The organism is Nocardioides sp. LHD-245, assembly GCF_030929495.1.
GTDB lineage: Bacteria > Actinomycetota > Actinomycetes > Propionibacteriales > Nocardioidaceae > Nocardioides.
The window spans coordinates 86,236-103,513 of record NZ_JAVFWN010000017.1 but is presented as its reverse complement, the minus strand read 5'-3'; the positions used below and the strand labels follow the sequence as shown (position 1 = coordinate 103,513).

At 69.5% G+C, this 17,278-nt stretch carries 16 protein-coding genes; all 16 read right to left on the bottom strand.

The window, feature by feature from the left end:
• Positions 1–3: 3 nt before the first annotated feature.
• Positions 4–996, bottom strand: coding sequence for an MlaD family protein (locus RB608_RS23220; RefSeq protein ID WP_308090445.1), 993 nt, complete (start codon positions 994–996; stop codon positions 4–6).
• Positions 993–2,081 (bottom strand): MCE family protein, encoded by a 1,089-nt coding sequence (locus RB608_RS23215; RefSeq protein WP_308090444.1) that lies wholly within the window; start codon positions 2,079–2,081, stop codon positions 993–995. Before RB608_RS23215 ends, RB608_RS23220 begins: the two co-directional genes overlap by 4 nt.
• On the bottom strand, positions 2,078–3,394 hold the full coding sequence (locus RB608_RS23210; protein ID WP_308090443.1) for an MCE family protein: 1,317 nt from the start codon (positions 3,392–3,394) through the stop codon (positions 2,078–2,080). Before RB608_RS23210 ends, RB608_RS23215 begins: the two co-directional genes overlap by 4 nt.
• 7 nt (positions 3,395–3,401) lie before the next feature.
• Positions 3,402–4,241 carry an ABC transporter permease gene (locus RB608_RS23205; protein WP_308090442.1) on the bottom strand — a complete coding sequence of 280 codons (840 nt, stop codon included), beginning with the start codon at positions 4,239–4,241 and terminating at the stop codon, positions 3,402–3,404.
• On the bottom strand, positions 4,241–4,999 hold the full coding sequence (locus RB608_RS23200) for an MlaE family ABC transporter permease (RefSeq protein ID WP_392391045.1): 759 nt from the start codon (positions 4,997–4,999) through the stop codon (positions 4,241–4,243). The genes RB608_RS23205 and RB608_RS23200 overlap by 1 nt, the downstream gene beginning before the upstream one ends.
• Positions 5,000–5,283: 284 nt before the next feature.
• Positions 5,284–7,413 carry an excinuclease ABC subunit UvrB gene (gene uvrB, locus RB608_RS23195; RefSeq protein ID WP_308090441.1) on the bottom strand — a complete coding sequence of 710 codons (2,130 nt, stop codon included), beginning with the start codon at positions 7,411–7,413 and terminating at the stop codon, positions 5,284–5,286.
• A gap of 46 nt (positions 7,414–7,459) precedes the next feature.
• The gene (locus RB608_RS23190; RefSeq protein ID WP_308090439.1) at positions 7,460–8,008 is read right to left on the bottom strand and encodes a carboxymuconolactone decarboxylase family protein; all 549 of its coding nucleotides are present in this window, start codon (positions 8,006–8,008) and stop codon (positions 7,460–7,462) included.
• The gene (locus RB608_RS23185; protein WP_308090438.1) at positions 8,005–8,886 is read right to left on the bottom strand and encodes an SDR family oxidoreductase; all 882 of its coding nucleotides are present in this window, start codon (positions 8,884–8,886) and stop codon (positions 8,005–8,007) included. Before RB608_RS23185 ends, RB608_RS23190 begins: the two co-directional genes overlap by 4 nt.
• Before the next feature lie 139 nt (positions 8,887–9,025).
• The gene (locus RB608_RS23180) at positions 9,026–10,288 is read right to left on the bottom strand and encodes a phospholipase D-like domain-containing protein (RefSeq protein WP_308090437.1); all 1,263 of its coding nucleotides are present in this window, start codon (positions 10,286–10,288) and stop codon (positions 9,026–9,028) included.
• A gap of 35 nt (positions 10,289–10,323) precedes the next feature.
• On the bottom strand, positions 10,324–10,884 hold the full coding sequence (locus RB608_RS23175) for a hypothetical protein (RefSeq protein WP_308090436.1): 561 nt from the start codon (positions 10,882–10,884) through the stop codon (positions 10,324–10,326).
• Positions 10,881–11,972: an MlaD family protein gene (locus tag RB608_RS23170; protein WP_308090435.1), complete on the bottom strand. Its 1,092-nt coding sequence runs from the start codon at positions 11,970–11,972 to the stop codon at positions 10,881–10,883. Before RB608_RS23170 ends, RB608_RS23175 begins: the two co-directional genes overlap by 4 nt.
• A 1-nt stretch (position 11,973) precedes the next feature.
• Positions 11,974–13,158, bottom strand: coding sequence for an MCE family protein (locus tag RB608_RS23165; RefSeq protein ID WP_308090434.1), 1,185 nt, complete (start codon positions 13,156–13,158; stop codon positions 11,974–11,976).
• 25 nt (positions 13,159–13,183) lie between these two features.
• Entirely contained in the window at positions 13,184–14,224 is a 1,041-nt protein-coding gene (locus RB608_RS23160; protein ID WP_308090433.1) for an MCE family protein, read from the bottom strand.
• The gene (locus RB608_RS23155; RefSeq protein WP_308090432.1) at positions 14,221–15,195 is read right to left on the bottom strand and encodes an MlaD family protein; all 975 of its coding nucleotides are present in this window, start codon (positions 15,193–15,195) and stop codon (positions 14,221–14,223) included. Before RB608_RS23155 ends, RB608_RS23160 begins: the two co-directional genes overlap by 4 nt.
• A 5-nt stretch (positions 15,196–15,200) precedes the next feature.
• Positions 15,201–16,217, bottom strand: coding sequence for an MlaD family protein (locus tag RB608_RS23150; RefSeq protein ID WP_308090431.1), 1,017 nt, complete (start codon positions 16,215–16,217; stop codon positions 15,201–15,203).
• Positions 16,214–17,272, bottom strand: a complete 1,059-nt coding sequence (locus RB608_RS23145) for an MlaD family protein (protein ID WP_308090430.1) — start codon at positions 17,270–17,272, stop codon at positions 16,214–16,216. The genes RB608_RS23150 and RB608_RS23145 overlap by 4 nt, the downstream gene beginning before the upstream one ends.
• Positions 17,273–17,278 lie beyond the last annotated feature (6 nt).

The following is a 17,278-nucleotide window of genomic DNA, read 5'->3' as shown; positions in this document are numbered from 1 at the left end:
CGATCACCCGTCGAACCCGGGGACGAACTCACCGGTGGGCAGGGCCAGCAGGTTCGCCGCATAGGCGTCGAACCAGGGACCGGTGCCGATGATGTTGCTGAGGATGGACACGTAGGGGCCGAGCGCGGCGAGCGTCGCCTTGAGCTTGTCCTTCTTGGACACCAGGAAGGAGACGAGTCCGTCGACCTCCTGGAGCGCGGGCCCGATCTGCTCCTGGTTGTCCTCGACCACGCCACGCAGCTCTCGGGCGAGTGCGCGGGCGTTGACCAGCAGGGCGTGGACCGCGTCCTTGCGCTTCGTCAGCTCCTGGAAGACCAGGTCGCTGTTCTTCATCAGCTCGACGATGTCCTCGCTGCGGTCGGCGAGCACCCGAGTGACCTCCTTCGAGCTCTCGAAGAGGGTCTGGATCTCGGCGTCGCGCGACGCGATGCTCTGCGAGAGCCGCGAGATGCCGTCGAAGGACGCCTGGATCTCGGGCGCCGACTCGTCGAGCGTGTCGGCCACGGTGTCGAGCGCCTGCGCCAGCTGGTCGGTGTCGATCTCCTCGGTCGTGGTGGTGAGATCGCCGAACACGCCGACGATGTCGTACGCCGCCTGGGTGCGCTCGACGGGGATCGTGCCTCCCTCGGCGAGCTGGCCCTTGCCGGCCGGCTGGAGGTCGAGGAACTTCTCGCCGAGCAGGTTGAGCACCTCGATCGAGGCGCTGCTGTCCTTGCCGAACTCGACGTCGCCGTCGACCTCGAACTTCACGTCGACCCGGTCGCCGGCGAGCGAGATGGCGGTGACCCGGCCGACGCGGATGCCGCCGACCTGGACGATATTGCCCTTGCGGATGCCGCTGGCGTCGCTGAACTCGGCGTGGTAGGTCGTGCCGCGGAAGCCGGGGAACTTGCCGAGGTTGAAGGTGGCGGCCGAGACCAGGACCATCACCACGAGGGTGATCACACCGAGGCGGAGTACGCGTGCGTCGCGGGCCTTCGTAGCGGGATGGGTCATCGGTCCTGACACCTCGGGGCCGTGGACTTGAAGGAGAAGTCGGTGATGAACTTCTGGATCTCCTTGATGATCGGCAGGTCGCCGATCAGCGGGAGCCGGATGCTCGCCGAGACGCCGCAGACGTAGTACTGGTACCAGGAGCCGTAGGTGCCGGTGCGGGTCTGGTCGGTCATCGTCTCGGGCATCCGGTCGAGCAGCTCGGCGAGGTTGGCCCGGTTCTCCTTCTGGTTGAGCAGCTTGGACAGCTCACGCAGCGCGGCGATGTCCTCCTTGAGCAGCGGCCGGCCGCGGCGGAGCAGGTCGGCGACGGCCACCGTGAGCTCGGAGATGTTGTCGAGCGACGAGCCGATCGTGTCCCGGTCCTTCGCGAGGTCGGTCATCCAGTCCTTGAGCTCCACGATGAGCGTGCTCAGCTGCTCGTGACGGTCGTCGACGGTCTTGAGGGTCTGGGTGAGGTTGGTGACGACGTCGCCGATCAGCTGGTCGCGGTCGGCCAGGGTCGTGGTGAGCGATGCCGTGTGGTCGAGGAGGCTGCGCACCGTGCCGCCCTCGCCCTGGAGCACCTGGACCAGGTTCATGCTCAGCTCGTTGACCTGGTCGGGCGTGAGCGCGGCGAACAGCGGCTTGAAGCCGTCGAAGAGGACGGTCAGGTCGAGCGCGGGCTCGGTGTTGCCGACCGGGATCGTGGCACCGTCGGCCAGCGCCTCGGCCTCGGCGGCACCGGTCCCTTGCTCGAGGCTCATGTAGCGGTCGCCGACCAGGTTGAGGAAGCGGATGTTGGCCCGCGACGCGGTCGTCAGGCCGACGCCGGAGTCGACCTTGAACGTCACCTTGGCCATCGAGCGCCGGTAGTGCTCGACCTTCTTCACCTCGCCCACGCTGACGCCCGCCACCCGGACGTCGTCGCCCTTCTCCAGCATGGTCGCGTTGGTGAAGATCGCCTGGTACTCGTTGCGCTCGCCGAAGCCGATGTTGCCCATGATCACGGCGAGCAGGCCGGTCACGAACACGGACACCAGCGTGAACACGCCGAGCTTGATCGCCGCGGCGGCGGTGACCGCGTTGCGCTGGTTGCGGACGCTCATCCGGCGGCCTTCCCCTCGCGGACGACAGGTCCGTAGAGGAGCGAGCCGAGGGCGCCGTACGCCGACGGATCGTCGGTGCCGCTCTCACCGGCCAGCATCGCGTTGACGACCCGCTGCTCGGCCACGCTGCCGGCGTACCCGCTGTCGATCGAGGCCGGCCGGCCGAGCAGGCCCTGCAGCGGCAGCGGCGAGAAGCCGCCCTTCTCGTCGATGTCGGAGCCCTGGTCGAGCGGGTTCGGGGTCCCCGGGACGGTGAAGTTCGGCAGTCCCGCGCACCAGGGGCCGTGGCCGACCTCGCCGTACTGGGGCAGGTCGCGCTCGTCATAGGGGCGGAACTGCGGCTGGAAGAACTCGATGTACTGCTTGACCACATTGCCCTCGAACGTCTTGGACAGGATCGGCGCATAGTTGGCCGCACCGCGGATCAGGCACGGGAACTCCGGGGAGTACTCGGCGAGCAGGTCGATCACCGGGGCGGTGACCTGACCCATCCGGATCAGGTTCTGCTCGTTGTCGCCCAGGAAGCGGGTGGCGGTGTCGGACAGGCCGGTGAGATCGGAGAAGAAGACGTCGAGCTCCTGGGCCTTCTCCGTCACCGTCTTGCTGGTGACCGTGACGTTGTCGAGCACGTCGAGCAGATCGGGCGCGGCGAGGTCGTAGGCGTCGGCGACGTCGGCGAGGGCGATCAGGTCCTCACGCAGCGTCGGCAGGTGGTCGCTGATCGCGCCGATGTAGTCGCCGAGCTGCTCCATCGTCGCGCCGAGCTGCTCGCCCCGCCCCTCCAGCGCCGTCGCCAGGGCGTGCAGCGTGGCGTTGAGGTCGGCGGGCCGGACCGCGCGCAGCAACGGGAACAGGTCGGCGAGCACCTGACTCAGCTCCACGTTCGTCTCGACCCGGTCCGACGGGATCACGTCGCCGTCGCGCAGCTGTCCGGAGGCGGTCTCGGGACGGACCAGGGCGACGAACTTCTGGCCGAAAAGCGTGGTCGGCAGGATCCGGACGCCGACGTTGGCGGGGATCCGCTCGGCCGCGTCCGGCTCGAGGGCGAGGGTGATCTCGGCCTGCTCGCCGTCCTGGTCGATCTTGTCGACCCGTCCGACGAGCACGCCATGGATCCGGACGTCGCCGAACTTGGCCAGCTGGAGGCCGGCCCGGTCGGCCTTGACGGTCACCGTCGTGACGTTGTCGAAGGTCTTGTTGTAGATGGCGATCGAGAGCCAGATGAGCACCGCGATCACGGTGAGGAAGACGACGCCGGCCAGGAGGAGCCGGTTGTGCTCCTTGGCGCTGTCGTGATGGATGTTCACCAGCATCGGCGGCTCACCCCGTGATCCTGACCGTGGTGGTGGATCCCCAGATCGCGAAACTCAGGAAGAAGTTGGCCACCACGATGGTCACGATGCTCGTCCGGATGGCCCTGCCGACCGCCCTGCCCACGCCGGCCGGGCCGCCCGAGGCGGTGTAGCCGTAGTAACAGTGGATGAGGATCACCGCGACGGCGAGGAAGAGCAGCTTGAAGAACGACCACAGGATGTCGATCGGCGGCAGGAACTGGAAGAAGGCGTGGTCGTAGGTCCCCGGCGCCTGCCCGTAGATGTAGACCACGATCAGGCGTGGCGAGAGGAAGGACGCCAACAGGGCCACGAGGTAGAGCGGGATCACCGCGATGAACGCGGCGACCATCCGGGTCGTGACGAGGAACGGCAGCGACGGGATGCCCATCACCTCGAGGGCGTCGATCTCCTCGGAGATCCGCATCGCGCCCAGGCGGGCGGTGTAGCCGCAGCCCACCGTGGCGGCCAAGGCGATCGCGGAGACCAGCGGGGCGACCTCGCGGGTGTTGAAGTAGGCCGAGATGAAGGCACTGAACTTCGCCACCCCGATCTGGCTCAGCGAGGCGTAGCCCTGGATGCCCACCTCCGTCCCGGCGAAGAACGCCATGAACGCGATCACGCCGGCCGAGCCCGCGATCAGGCTGAGGCCGCCCGCGCCGAAGGTGACCTCGGCCAGGGTGTTGGCGATCTCGCGCGGGTAGCGCCGGATCGCACGCGGCGCCCAGGTGAGCGCCTTGACGTAGAAGAGCAGCTGGTCGCCGTACCCCTCGAGGGAGGCCCGTCCGCTCTTGTAGGCGTCGCCGAGGAACTCGCCTGCCGCCGCCATCACAGACCCGCCGGGGGTGCGACCTGGAAGTAGATGGCGGTGATCACGGCGTTGAGGAAGAACAGCGCCATGAACGCGATGATCACCGTCTCGTTCACGGCGCGGCCGACCCCGCTGGGTCCGCCGCCCGCGTTGAGCCCCTTGTAGGCGCCGATGATCGCGGCCAGCCAGCCGAAGATGAGCGCCTTGATCATCGCGACGTAGAGGTCGGGGAGCGAGGCGAGTCCGGCGAAGGTCGACAGGAAGGCGCCGGCGGACCCGCCCTGGACGATGACGGTGAAGAAGTAGCCGCCGCCGATGCCCGCGGCGATCACGATGCCGTTGACCATCACCGCGACGAACGTCGTCGCGACCACACGGGGCGCGACGAGGCGCTCGAGCGGATCGATGCCGAGCACCTCCATGGCGTCGATCTCCTCGCGGATCTTGCGCGCGCCCAGGTCGGAGCAGATCGCCGACCCGGCCGCGCCGGCGATGATCATCGCGGCGGCCATCGGCGCCGCCTCGCGCACGGTGGCGAGGACGGCTGTCGCTCCGGCGAAGGACTGGGCGCCCAGCTGCCCGGTCAGGTTGCCGACCTGCAGCGAGATGACCGCGCCGAAGGGGATCGAGACCATGATCGTCGGCACCAGCGTCACGCTGGTGACGAACCAGGCCTGCTCGAGGAACTCGCGGAACTGGAACGGACGGGTGAAGATCCGCACGGTGACCTCGACGACCATCAGCGCGATCTCGCCGGGGCCACGCACGACCGCCATGGCATTGAACGCCACGCGCCGACTCCTCTCCCCACGGTTGTCGCCGGTCCTGCTCCGGCAACGGGGCGATACTAGAACACGTTCTCGTTGTGACCAAGGCGACAGGGCCGGCCGTGGACGTTTCTCACCCGACTTCTCACGTCCAACGGGGTCGCCCCGACCCGAGTCACGCCGTGCTCGGTCGGCGCTTCCTCCTCACTTGGTCGCCGGCGCTCGCTGGCGCTCCCGCGCTCCTGCGCTCGTCGGAAGCACTTCGACCTCGTTCCTCGGTCGGCGCTTCCTCCTCACTTGGTCGCCTCGAGCATCTGGCGGAGCTCCTTCTTGAGCTCGCCGATCTCGTCGCGCAACCGGGCGGCCAGCTCGAACTGCAGCTCGGCGGCTGCCGCCTTCATCTGGTCGGTGAGGTCCTGGATCAGCTGGGCGAGGTCGGAGCTCGGCAGGCCGGCCAGCTCGGCGGCGTGCCCGCCGATGTCGGTGCTGCGCAGCTGCGGGGTCGGCGACTTCTTGGGCTTGACTCCCCCGGCCCGGCCCTTCTGGCCGACGTCGGCCCAGGTCTGCAGCAGCTCCTGGGTGGTCTCGTCCTCACGAGCGAGCATCTCGGTGATGTCGGCGATCTTCTTGCGCAGCGGCTGCGGGTCGATCCCGTGGGCCTCGTTGTAGGCGACCTGCTTGGCCCGGCGACGGGTGGTCTCGTCGATGGCCGACTCCATGGACGGGGTGATCCGGTCGGCGTACATGTGGACCTCGCCGGACACGTTGCGCGCCGCGCGGCCGATCGTCTGGATGAGCGACTTGTCGGAGCGCAGGAAGCCCTCCTTGTCGGCGTCGAGGATCGAGACCAGGGAGACCTCCGGCAGGTCGAGTCCCTCGCGGAGCAGGTTGATGCCGACGAGCACGTCGTAGAGGCCGAGTCGCAGGTCGCGCAACAGCTCGATCCGCTTGAGGGTGTCGACCTCGGAGTGCAGGTAACGGGTGCGGATGCCGGCGTCGAGGAGGTAGTCGGTGAGGTCCTCGGACATCTTCTTGGTCAGCGTGGTGACCAGGACCCGCTCCTCCTTCTCCGCGCGCAGCCGGATCTCGTGGATCAGGTCGTCGATCTGGCCCTTGGTCGGCTTGACCACGACCTGCGGGTCGACCAGGCCCGTCGGGCGGATGATCTGCTCGACGACGTCGCCCTGCACCTTGTCGAGCTCGTAGTTGCCCGGCGTCGCGGAGAGATAGACGGTCTGCCCGATCCGCTCGAGGAACTCCTCCCAGCGCAGCGGCCGGTTGTCCATCGCGCTCGGCAGCCGGAAGCCGTGCTCGACCAGGTTGCGCTTGCGTGACATGTCGCCCTCGTACATGCCGCCGATCTGCGGGACGGCGACGTGGGACTCGTCGACGACCAGGACGAAGTCCTCGGGGAAGTAGTCGAGCAGCGTGTTCGGTGCGCTCCCCCGGCTGCGGCCGTCCATGTGCATCGAGTAGTTCTCGATGCCCGAGCACGAGCCGACCTGGCGCATCATCTCGATGTCGTACGTCGTCCGCATCCGCAGCCGCTGCGCCTCGAGCATCTTGCCCTGCCGCTCGAAGGTCGACAGCTGCTCGGCGAGCTCGGCCTCGATGCCGTTGATCGCCCGCTCCATCCGCTCGGGACCGGCGATGTAGTGGCTGGCGGGGAAGACGTAGAGCTCCTGGTCCTCGGTGATGACCTCGCCGGTGACCGGGTGCAGCGTCATCAGCCGCTCGATCTCGTCGCCGAAGAACTCGATCCGGACCGCCAGCTCCTCGTAGACCGGGAAGATCTCGAGCGTGTCGCCCCGGACCCGGAAGGTGCCACGGGTGAAGGCGAGGTCGTTGCGGGTGTACTGGATCTCGACCAGCCTGCGCAGCACGGAGTCGCGGTCGTGCTCCTCCCCCACCCGGAGCCGGACCATGCGGTCGACGTACTCCTGCGGGGTGCCGAGGCCGTAGATGCACGACACGGTCGACACCACGATCACGTCGCGGCGGGTGAGCAAGCTGTTGGTCGCCGAGTGGCGCAGGCGCTCCACCTCCTCGTTGATCGAGGAGTCCTTCTCGATGTAGGTGTCGGTCTGCGGGACGTAGGCCTCGGGCTGGTAGTAGTCGTAGTAGGAGACGAAGTACTCGACCGCATTGTCGGGGAAGAGCTGGCGCAGCTCGTTGGCGAACTGCGCGGCCAGCGTCTTGTTGGGCTGGAGCACCAGCAGCGGACGCTGGACCTGCTCGGCCACCCACGCCACCGTGGCGGTCTTGCCGGTGCCGGTCGCGCCGAGCAGGACCACGTCCGGGACACCGTCGTTGATGCGCTTGGTGATCTCGGCGATGGCGGCCGGCTGGTCCCCGGAGGGCTGGTAGTCGGACTGCACGTGGAAGGGCGCGACACGACGCTCGAGATCGGTGACCGGACGCATGGTTCCAGCGTACGAGGGCGCGCCGACAGCGCCCGACCCGCCGGGTTCAGCGCGAGCGGTCGGGCTGCACCCGCAGGGCGTGCAGGGCCGTGGCGAGCATGGCGTAGTGGCCCACGAGCATCAGGATCTCGATCCGCTCGCGATCCTCGAAGTGCACCCCGAGCTCGGCCCACAGCGGGTCGGAGAGGTCCTGGTCGGCGAGCAGCTCGTCGGTGGCCCGCAGGAGCAGCCGCTCGCGGGCGCTCAGGCCCTCGCCGGTCTCCCCCGCCTCGATCGCGGCCACCTCGTCGCGGGACAGCCCGGCCCGCCGCGCCAGGCGTCGGTGCTGCTCCAGCTCGTACGCCGACCCGCGGCGCGCCGCGACCCGGACGATGACCAGCTCCGACTCCCGCCGCGACAGCCGTCCGCCCGGCATCAGCCGGCCCGCGAAGTGCAGCCAGCCCCAGAACAGCCGGCGGTGACGGCCCAGGGTGAGGAAGACCGCCGGCGGCTCGGTGCCCTGGACCCGGCCGGCGATCCGGGCGAAGGCGGCCACGAACGGGCCGACCTCGCGCCAGCCGCCGGGCGGGATCCGCGGCTCGTCGGCTCCGGTCATGCGGCCCGCCGCGCCTGCTCGACCGCGGGCAGCACCTTGTTGGCGCCGTAGTTGAACACCCGCATCGCGACGGCGTACCCGGGCGGGAAGTAGCGCTGGAGCCAGTGCGCCAGCCGGATGTCGGGCGAGGTGTAGACCCAGTACCTGTTGCGCAGAGCGCCCTTCCAGATCGCCGCGGCGGCCTGCTCCGGTGAGACCGCGCGCTTCTGGAAGTGCCCGCGGGCGCGGACGAACGCCTTGCTCTGCTGGTCGATGCCCGCGATCTTGAGGGTCTCGACCAGGCCGGTGTCGACTCCGCCGGGGCAGACCAGGCTGACGCCGATCCGGTGCTTGCGCAGGTCGTAGCGCAGCACCTCGGACACACCGCGCAGACCGAACTTGGTCGCGCTGTAGGCGGCATGCCAGGGCATCGCGATGATGCCGGCGGCCGAGGAGACGTTGACCAGCTGGCCGCCGCGGCCCGCGTCGATCATCGGCGGGACGAACTCCTCGATGACGTGGATCGGTCCCATCAGGTTGACGTCGACCAACCGCTGCCAGTGCTCGGGCTCGAGGCTGCGGACCGTGCCCCAGACCGAGATGCCCGCGACGTTGAGCACGACGTCCATGGCCCCGGCGCGCTCGGTCACGTGGGCGGCGAGACGCCGCACCTGGGCGTGGTCGGAGACGTCAGCGACCTCGGCGGTGCCGACCTGCCCGCCGCGGGCGCGGATGGCGGCGGCCACCTCCGCCAGGCGCTCGGACTGGACGTCGGTCAGGTGCAGCACCGCGCCTCGCTCGGCCGCCTGCTCGGCCACCGCACGACCGATGCCGCTGGCGGCGCCGGTGACCAGGACCTGCTTTCCGGTCAGGTCGCGGACGGGTGCGCGGAACCACATGGGCTTCTCCTCGGTTCGGAACGGCGAAGGGCCGAGCGACGAGTCGGACCGGCGGAGCCGGCCCCACGTTGTTGCAACCCCGAGTGCAACACACTGTTACAACAGCACGCAGCCTAGCAGGCCGACGCCGGCGTCCGCCTCACAACAGCGGGCGCAGCGGGGCGAGCACCAGCTCGGTGAACTTGCGGTGCACGTCGCGCGCCTCCCACTCACCGCTGGTGAGCTCCAGGCAGTGGGACTGGTCGACCTCGAAGATCTGCTCGAGCTCGCGGGCGAAGCCCTCGTCGATGATCTCGACGTTGATCTCGAAGTTGCCCGTGAGGCTGAGCCGGTCGATGTTGGCGGTGCCGACGGTCGCCCAGGTGCCGTCGACCGTTGCGGTCTTGGCGTGCACCATGGCGTCGCGATAGCGCAGGATCCGCACACCGGCGTCGAGCAGCTGCGTGAAGTGGCCGCGGGAGATCCAGTCGGCCACGATGTGGTTGGACTTGAGCGGCAGCAGCAGGCGGACGTCGACGCCGCGCCGCGCGGCCGCCTTGACCGCGTCGATGAAGTCCTCGTCGGGCAGGAAGTAGGCCTGGGTCATCCACACGTTGCGGCTGGCCCGATTGATCGCCTCGATGTACATAGCGCGGATCGGGAACATCCACAGCCGTGGCACATTGCGCTGCACCCGCACCCGGGGCTCCCAGGTCGACGCGGTCTCCAGCAGCAGCGGTCGCTCGGAGCCGCGCAGGCGGCGGCGCCGGTTGAGGTTCCAGAAGTCCGCGAACGCCCGCTTGAGGTCCCAGACGGCGGGCCCGGTGATCTGGACGTGGGTGTCGCGCCACTCCGACTCGTACGCCGAGCCGATGTTGTAGCCGCCGACGAACCCGACGTTGTCGTCGACCACGAGGATCTTGCGGTGGTCGCGGCCGTAGCGGCGCAGGTCGAAGAAGCGCCAGCCGGCCGAGTAGACGGGGTAGCGCAGCACCTTCACGCTCGGGGGGAAGTGCTGGAACGCCGGCGAGACCACCAGGTTCGCGAACCCGTCGTAGATGCAGTAGACGTCGACGCCGCGCTCGGCGGCGGCGATCAGCGCGCGCTTGAACCGCTCCCCGGTCGCGTCGCCCTTCCAGATGTAGGTCTCGAAGAGGATCTGACGCTGGGCGCCGTCGATCGCGGCCAGCATGTCGTCGTAGAGATCGCGCCCGAAGGTGTAGGTCGTGACGTTCCCGTCGCCGACCGCGACCGTGCGCGGCGGTGTCGTCGGGAACGGCTTGGGCCGCTTGCCGCGGCGCCGGTAGGAATCGACGAGCGACATCGCGATCGCCACCAGGAAGGGCACGCCGATCAGGGTCAGCAGGACGCGGCGCAGCACGGTCCTGAGGCCGGCCAGCGGGTCGTTGTCGTCGTGCGCCACGCGCGTCAATCTAGCGAGGTGGGTGGTCTCGCGCGCTACGGGGCGGCCTCGCCGTTGTTGGTGCCGCTGAGCAGCTCGAGCCGGTCGACCAGCCAGCTGCCGTCGACGAGCCTCATCGTCATGCTGACGCGCTGCTCCTCGATCTTCACGTCGGCGTTGGTCTCGTCGGTGATGGCCTGGTCCACGAACGCGAGCACCTCGACCTGGCTGTCGTCGATCGCACGTCCCACCGCGTCGACGACCTGCCCCTTCGCGGTGGCCCTGCCGTCGACGATCGCCTTCTGGAGGTCGCCGACATTGGGCGCGAGCTTGTCCTTCAGCTCGGTGTTGGCGATCTTGTCGAGCCAGGCGAAGTCGTGCTCGCCGTCCTTCCACGAGTACGTCGTGATCTGGACCAGCACCTCCTTCGCCGCCTCGAGCGCCGCCTTCTCCGCGTCGTCCTGCGCCGTGAGCGCCTGCGCCCGCGACCGGGCGTCGGCGAGGTCGTCGCCGGCTCCCCGCTCCTGGGCGACCAGCCAGCCGATGACCGCGAGGCTGGCGACCAGGGCCGCGACCAGCGCGACGAGCAGCGTGCCGGACCGGGACTCCCGGGTCACCGCACCGGCCCCGGGGCGTGCGCGGCACCGCGCTGGAGCGTGGCGAAGGAGGCATCGCAGCGGCCGTCCTTCTGCAGCGCCCGGCGCTCGGTCCGCTTGGGGTCGAGGCGCGTGGTGCCGTAGCTGCACCGCGGGTCCATGTCGGGGATCAGCTCGATCCGCAGCTCACCGTCGCGGACCTTCGACAGCAGGGACCTGAGCCCTGGCGAGTAGTTCTGCAGCAGACTCCGCAGGTGGGGCTCGTAGGAACGGAACACGTCGGTGAAACTTACCCCTGTCGACAAGAACCCGGGCAGCACCTGGTTGGCGTCCTCGACCAGCTTGACCAGGTCGTCGAGCTGGCCGGGGCCCCGCTTCAGCAGGTCACGCAGCTCCGGATCGTAGTCGCGCAGGAACCTGGCGAACTGCCGGGCGGAGGTCGCGAGCCGGCGCAGCGAGTCGGCGTTGTCGGTCGCGATGGACAGCACGCTGCCGGCGTTTCCGATGACCCGGTCGGTCTCGGGCCACACCTCGTCGAGGGTCTGGAGGATGGCGCTGCCCTGGTCGAGGATCTGGCCGAGGTCGTCTCCCGTGCCCTTCAGGCCGGTGCTCAGCTCGCCGAGGACGATCCGCAGCTTCTTGTCGTCGATCTGGCGCAGCACGTTGTTGACCGCGACCACCGTCGAGCTGAGGCTCTTGGGCAGGTCGGTCGACTCGGCGGGTACGACGTCGCCGGTCGCGAGATAGGGACCCGTCGCCTGCTTGGGCTGGAAGTCGAGGTACTGCTCGCCGACCGGCGAGAGGCTGCGCACCCGGGCCAGTGAGTCCTTCGGGATCTCGGTCCCCGTGGTGATCGCGATCGTGGCCTCGACCCCCTCGGCCGACGGCACGATCGAGCGGACCTTGCCGACCTTGATGCCACGGTAGGTCACCACCGAGCCCTCGAACAGGCCGCCGGTCTGCGCGAGCTGCACCTTCACCTCGACCGGCCGTGAGGTCAGCGGCTGGTCGAGGACCGCCGCGAAGATGTAGGCCGTCGTCACGACCAGCACCACGAGGATGCCGGCGAGGCTCAGGTAGAGCCGGTCGCCCAGGATCTTCCTCACCATCTCAGGCCCCCCGTCCGAACAGTGCGCCGAGCAGGCCGTTGAGCCCGAGCGGGTCGGACGCCGTGCCCGCGCCGCCCGGGGCGGGCACGGCGGGCGGGGTACCCGCGCCGTTCGTGGCCTTGCCACCCGCCTTGCCACCGCCCAGCAGTCCGGGCAGCAGGTCGCCGAGGCCGATCAGGTCGAGCAGGTCGGTGACCAGGCCGTTGACGGCACCGGTGAGCAGCCCGTCGATGTTGAGGTTGTCGACGTGCAGCTCGAGCGCGATGTTGAGGTAGTCGGTGCCGATGACCGCGTCCGCCGAGCCGGACGCCTGGGTCACCGCCTGCAGCGACTTCTCGAAGGTGCCGTTGTTGGCGGCGAACTCCGCCAGCACCGGCTCCAGCTCGCTGAGCATGCTGAGCAGCTGGGTGCGGGTCTTGGCCACGGTGTCGTTGGCGGCCCCGCTGAACTTCTCCACCTCCGCGAGCAGCTCGGTGAACGCGGGGGTCTTCTCCCGCAGCACCTTGGCTGCCGGCCGGATCTCCTTGAGCGCCCGGTTGATGGTCTTCTTGCGGCCGTTCAAGGTCGTCGACAGCGAGTTCATCGAGGACAGGACCCCGTCGATCGCCTGGGTGGTCGCGTTGGCCTGGGTGAGGAAGACGGACGCCTTGTCGAGCAGGGCCCGGTAGTCCGCCTCGTTGCCGCTCAGCGCGGTGTTCAGCTCCTCGGTGACGGTCTGCAGCTGGTCCAGGCCACCGCCGTTGACGAGCAGCGAGGCCTGGGCCAGGGCGTCCTCGACGGACGGCGCGGTCCGAGTGCTCTCGCGGCCCAGCACGGCCTTGTCGGCGAGCTCCGGGCCGGTGGCCGGGTTGGTGACGTCGACGAAGAGCTCGCCGAGCGGAGTCGTGTAACGCAGCCGCGCCTGGGCGCCCTCCCGCACCGTCGCGTCCTTCTTCACGGTCAGCGTCGCGCGGGCGGTGAAGTCGTCGGGCTCGATCGACTTGACCTTGCCCATGTCGACGCCGTTGACCTTCACCGGCGCACCCACCGCGAGGTTGAGGGCGTCGTCGAACTGCGCCTCGATCTCGATCGTGTCGCCCGCGACCCCCGTGCCCGGGACGGGCAGGTCGCGCATCGTCGTGCTGCAGGCCGACAGCACGCCCAGCACGAGGGCGAGCAGGGTCGCGACGCCGGCCCGCGTGCTCATCGCAGTCATCGCAGTCACCGTTGCCTCACGATCCCGGCTGCGTGCCGTTGATGATGTTGCACAGCGGCCCCAGCAGGCCCTGGCAGACCTGCTGCAGGAGTCCACCCAGCGGGTCGAGGATCAGCGGGTCGATCCGGACCGGGAGACGATCGCCCTGCACCAGCTGCAGGTTCTGCAGCGCCAGCGGCATCACGCGGAGGATCTCGGCGAGCTGGTCCTGCTTGCTCAGCAGGGTGTTCATCAGCGTGGTCGAGCCGTCGAGGCTGGCGACGATCGACTCGCGGTTGTCGACCGCGAACCTCGCGACGGTCGTGACCGCCTTGTCGAGCGACCGCAGGGCCTTCTGGAAGTTGCCCCGCTCGTCCGCGAGCAGCTGGGACGCCTGGGACACCTGCTGGATGAAGGTGCGGGCGGTGTCCTCGTTGGCGGAGATCGTGGTCAGCAGGACGTCGAGAGAGCGCAGGGTCGCCGCGATGTCCTCGCGGTGGCTGGCGATCCCGTCGACGCCGTCGGCGAGCGCGTGGATCGTCTGGTTGAGCAGCGGGCCACGGCCCTGCAGAGCCTCGGCACCGGCATCGATGAACTGCTGGACGGCCTTGGTCGTCTCGGCGTTGCCGCCGATGCCCGTGGCGAAGTCGTTGAGCGACTCCAGCACCTGGTCGAAGTCGACCGGCGTCCGGGTGCGGTCCAGCGCGATGGTCGCATCGTCCCGCAGCTTCGCGCCCTCGCGGTAGACGGGTGTCAGCTCGACGTACCGGTCGGTGGCGACCGACCGGGCCACCACGACGGCCCCGGCATCGGCCGGCACCGGCTGGTCCGCGTCGATCTCCATGGTCACCAGGACCTTGTCGCCCGCGGGCTCGATCGCGGAGATGGACCCGATGGTGACGCCGAGGACGCCGACGTCATTGCCGACGAAGAGGCCGGCGGCGTCGGCGAAGTAGGCCTTCACGGTCATCTTGTCCGCCCCGCCGACCAGACCGCACCCGGTGGTGCCGAGGACCGCGACGGTGGCGACGACCGCGGCAGCGGCGCGCAGGGCACGCCTGTGGAGAGCACGGCTCATCGCTGGCACGTCCCTTCCAGCTTGCAGGTGGTGTCGTCGGCCGGAATCGCCGGCGGCTTGACGTAGAGCGGCAGGTAGGGCCCGCTGCCGGTCGCGTTGGCGACGTAGCGCAGCGCGGGAGCCATCTGCTCCAGCAGCTTGGTCAGCTGCTTGTCCTGGCTGTTGAGCGTGTCGAGCACTGCCCGCACGTCCGTCAGGGCCGGCTCGAGCTTGCCGTCGGTCGACTTCACGATCGCGGTGAGGGCCTTGGAGAGGTCCGTGGTCTCCACCAGCAGCCGGTGGATGGCCTCCCGGCGGGCCGTGATCTCGCTGACGACCAGGTTGGTCTGCTTCATCAGGCCGACGATGTCCTGGCTGCTGGCCGAGAGCTGGTCGGTGACCTTCCGGGTGGACTCCAGCAGGTCGCCGACCTGGTCGGACCGCTTCGAGACGACCTCGGAGAGCCGGGCCACGCCCTCGAGCGCCGGGCCGATCTCCTCCTTGCTCGCGCCGAGCGTGCCGGCCATGGCGGTCAGTGCCTGGGCGAGCAGCTCCGGGTCGAGCTCGCCGAGCGCCTCGGAGCCCTCCTCGATGACGTCCTGCAGGTTGTAGGGCACCGACGTCCGCTCGAGCGGGATCTGGCCGCCGGCGAGGCTGCCGGACCCGTTCGGGTCGACCTCCAGGTAGTGCGTGCCGAGCAGGGTCGCGACCTTGACCGTCGCCGACGACCGCTCGCCCAGGCTGATCCCGGAGTCGAGGGCGAAGGTGACCAGGACGTGGTCCTTCTGGAGCTCGATGCCGGTCACCTCGCCGGAGATCACGCCGTGCACCTGGACGTCCTCGCCCTGGCGCAGGCCCGCGGTGTGCTCGAGGACCGCGGTGTACGTCTTCGTGCCGAAGGTGCTGACGCTGAGCACGATCACGGCCACACCCACCAGGCCGAGGATCACGAGGGTGACGATGCCGACACGCAGCGGGTTCCGCTCGTTCATGGGCTTCATCGGCACGCCGCCGACCAGGGCCCGTTGTTGCCGACCGGGTTGATGCCGGAGCCGTTCTCGGTCAGCGCGATCGAGAGCGAGCACACGTACACGTTGAGCGCGTTCTCGTACGACGTCGCGCGTCCCAGCGAGTCGAACACGGTCGTGAACGCCGGGATCGCTTCCACCAGGCTCTTGCGGGACCGCTCGAACATGTCCGCGACCGTGACCAGCCGGTCCGTGGTCTTCGTGAGGGGCACCTTGACCTCCTTGAGCAGCGAGCTGGTCGCGCCGACGAGGCGGCTCACCCCGTCGATCGAGGCGCCGATGGACCTGCGGTCCTCGGCGAGCCCGGTCATCAGGCCGCGCAGCTCGGCGACGGTCTGGGAGAGCTCGTCGCCCTTCCCGGCGATGTTGTCGAGCACCGGCTTGAGGTTGGTCATCACCTCGCCGATCACCGCGTCGCGGTCCGCGAGGAAGTTGCTGAGCTGGCCGGTCTGCTGGAGCAGCTGCTCGACGGTGCCGCCCTCGCCCTGGAGGACCTTGATCAGCGAGGTCGCCAGCTGGTTGACGTCACCGGGCTGGAGCACCTTGAACAGGGGCCGGAAGCCGTTGAGCAGGCCGGTCAGGTCGAAGCCCGGGTCGGTGCGGGCGACCGGGATCGTGGCGCCGTCCTTCAGCTCGCCACCCCGCTGGGCGCCCTGGACCAGCGAGATGTACCGCTGGCCGAGCAGGTTCTGGTAGCGCATGACCAGCTTGGTGGAGTCGAGCAACGGCTGGTCGTCGACCACCTCGACCTTGATCTCGGCGCCGTCGGCGGTCGCCTCGATGCCCTTGACCTGGCCGACCCGGACTCCGGCCGCCTTGACGTCGTCGCCGACGCGCAGCCCGCTGACGTCGGCGAACTCGGCCGTGAACTCGTGGGTGCCGCCGCTGACGCCGTTCTGCATGGTGTTGACCAGCAGGAGCAGCATCAGGCCGCTGACCACCGCGAAGGCGGCGAACTTGATCGCGATCGAGCGCAGTCCGGTCATCGGCCCTCCCCCCACAGCCGGCCGACGCCGGCCGGGTCGGTGCTGCCGGTGCGGTACGCCGGCCGCTGGCCGCTGGTGTAGTACGGCGGGGGCGAGAGGCGGAGCGTGCCGTCGGTCCTGACGAAGCCGCCCCGCACGGCCTGCGGCAGGGTCGTGCCGAGCAGGATGTTGACGGCCAGCGCGTCGGTGATGCCGGCCTTGCGGTTGTCGTAGACCGCGTCCAGCAGGACGGCCGAGCCGTTGATGAAGTCCACCAGCTTCTGCTGGTTCTTCTCCAGGAAGCCCCGTGACGTGCGGGCCAGGTTGGTGCCTCCGCTGATCAGCGCCGTGATGGCCGCCTCCTGGGTGACGATCGTGTGCAGCGTGACGAGGACGTCGTCGGTCGCGTCGAGGAGGGCCGGCGCGATCTCGTCGACGAGGCGGGTCGTCGAGGCGAGCGCCTCCAGGTCCTCGCGGACCTGCGGCATCCGCGGGTTGATCCGGTCGAGGTAGCCGTTGAGGGTACGGACGGTGGCCCCGATCCGGCCGCCGCGGCCGTCGAGTGCCTCGGCGGCCGAGCCGATCGCGGAGGCGAGCTCGGCCGGGCCGAGCGCCTTGACCAGGCGGTCGATGTCGTCGAGGGCCTGCTGCAGCTCCAGCGTCTCCTGGGTGCTGTCGGCCGGGACCTCGGCGCCGGCCTTCAGCTCGCCCGACGCGGCTCCGTGCACCACCAGATCGACGAAGGTGGTGCCGAAGACGGTCGCCGGCAGGATGCGCGCCACGACGTTGCCGGGTACGACGTCCAGGTCCTGCTTCGACATCTCCATGTCGACGGTGACGCCGCCGGAGGCGGCCCGGCTGATCCGGGACACCTTGCCGACGATGACGCCGTTCATCTTGACGTCGGAGCCGGTGCGGAGCGCGCCGCCGGCGTTGGCGACCTCGGCGGTGACCTGCGGCCGGGAGCCGAACGTGCCGTTGCTGCGCAGCGTGATGAACGCACCGATGACGGCGAGCGCGACGAGCGCGATCAGGCCGCGGCGGGCCAGTTCGTTGCGGGAGACCTCGCGTGCCATGTCCTC